At 70.3% G+C, this 2,014-nt stretch carries 3 protein-coding genes; all 3 read right to left on the bottom strand.

The features are described from left to right. Positions 1–221: hypothetical protein (locus tag DBR34_RS21790; protein WP_219928270.1), on the bottom strand; the 221-nt coding region annotated here is incomplete at its 3' end. Further along, positions 218–1,342 carry an AAA family ATPase gene (locus DBR34_RS11285; protein WP_219928269.1) on the bottom strand — a complete coding sequence of 375 codons (1,125 nt, stop codon included), beginning with the start codon at positions 1,340–1,342 and terminating at the stop codon, positions 218–220. The genes DBR34_RS11285 and DBR34_RS21790, both read right to left, overlap by 4 nt. 81 nt (positions 1,343–1,423) lie before the next feature. After that, positions 1,424–2,014 (bottom strand): DUF4132 domain-containing protein (locus DBR34_RS21785; protein WP_219928268.1); only part of this gene is annotated, 591 nt, incomplete at its 5' end.

Genomic DNA, 2,014 nt, shown 5'->3' with positions numbered 1-2,014 from the left:
GGAGTCCACGAGCCGTGATGGGTGCTGTCGTCGGAACGATGGCTGTAGATCGCCAGCGGCAGGCGATGGTCCAGGTGCAGCTCGGCCAGGCGCGGGTTGAAGTCGGCCGGGCCTTCGATCAATACGAACGCCGGGCGCTGGCGGCGGATGCGCGCGGCCACCAGCCGGGCGCAGGCCGGGCTGTGGTGGCGGACGCCGATGATGTCTGGCTGATCGCTCACGGCAGGCGGTGGCGCGCCTCGTAGTACGCACGCCAGGACGGGCCCTGGCGGCGGGCGACGGTGTGTTCGAAGTAGCGGCGCAGCTTGGCGCGGTCCTCGGCGCTGTCCTTGACCACGGTGCCGGCGATGCAGTCGACCAGATCGGCCGGTGCACCTTCGCGCTGCTCCAGGAACCAGGCCCGCACGCCCACCGCATGGGCGACGTTGACCGCCTCGGCGGTGGACATCACCGCCGACAGGCGATCCATCGGGGTGTCACCGCCCTGCCCGTCCGGCGCGTTGCCGCTGCGCAGGTCGCGGAAGGTGGTGACCAGCAGTTCCAGCACCGGCACCGGCAACGTGGCGGGAATGCCGCTGCGCTCGAGCAGGCGCGCCGACGCCTGCTGCACCAGCTGCAGTTCCAGGTCGAAATCGAGGATCGCCGCGACGGTTTCGAAATCGAAGCGGCGCTTGAGCGCGGCGCTCATTTCATTGACGCCGCGGTCGCGGGTATTGGCGGTGGCGATGATGTTGAAGCCCTCGCGGGCGTACAGCATGGCGTGCTCGCCTTCGAGCTCGGGCACGGCCATGACCCGGTCGGACAGCATGCCCAGCAGGCAATCCTGCACTTCCTGCGGGGCGCGGGTGATTTCCTCGAAGCGCACGATGCGGCCATCGCGCATGCCCTGGTACAGCGGCGCGGGCACCATGGCGCGTGGGCTGGGGCCTTCGTTGATCAGCAGCGCGTAGTTCCAGCCGTACTTGATCTGGTCTTCGGTGGTGGACGCGCCGCCCTGGATGGTCAGGGTGGACACGCCGCAGATCGCACTGGCCAGCAGTTCGGACAACAGCGACTTGGCAGTGCCCGGCTCGCCCACCAGCATCAGGCCGCGACCGGTGGCCAGGGTGACCAGCATGCGTTCGATGCTGGCGACCGGGGCCACCACCTTGGCCTGGATGCCCAGCGCCGGATCGCCCAGGATGAAGGCGCGCGCGGCCCGCAGGCTGAGCGCCCAGCCCGGTGGACGGGCATCGCGGTCGTGCTGGCGCAGGCGTGCCAGTTCGTCGGCATGCAGCACCTCGGCGGGCGGGCGCTGCATCGCGGCAGTGGTGGGCGCGGGGGGAACGGAAGACGGGGCCATCGGGATATCCGGTTGCACGCACGCGCCGGGCGCGGGCGTTCGGGTGGGAGGCGGGCCACGCCTGAGCGCGGTCCGCCGTGCTCAGGCGCGCAGCGCCTCCAGGTCGCGGATCAGTTCGCTGGCGGCGATCGGGTCCAGGCCGGACATCGGGTCGGCCTGCTGCATGCCGCCCCAGGGGCCGGGGGAACCGAACTGCACATCGCCCAGTTCCTGCTCGGGATACTCGTTGACCATGCCCACGATGATGCCCGGATCGAGCAGCAGCTCGATCACCTTGCCGTTGGCCAGCGGCTTGCTGAAGTACCAGATGCCGCCGCCGTCCTGGGCCATGCCGCGGCGCCAGCCCTTGTTGACCAGGCCCAGCACGCGGCCGGTGGGCACCTTGGCGCCCTTCCAGCGCAGCAGCTTGTCCTGCGGGTGTTCGTCGGCCTGCAGGGTGTAGATGTCGCGGCCGATCTGCGCGAATGGCTGCAGAAGTTCGTAGTCGGCCAGGACCTGGCCGAATGCGGCAGCGTCGGCGGCCGACAACTCCAGCGCATGCGGTACGCCGACGCGCACCGCCTCGTCCTCGGGCAGCTCGAACGGATCGTCGTTGGCATCGGTGAAGCTGCCATCCTCGGCCACCCGGAAGCAGGCCTGCAGGGTGCCGCCGTACGCCTGGCCGTCGCTGAC

This window comes from Stenotrophomonas sp. HMWF003 (assembly GCF_003061285.1).
GTDB lineage: Bacteria > Pseudomonadota > Gammaproteobacteria > Xanthomonadales > Xanthomonadaceae > Stenotrophomonas > Stenotrophomonas maltophilia_AP.
This window is presented reverse-complemented; position numbering and strand designations above follow the sequence as displayed.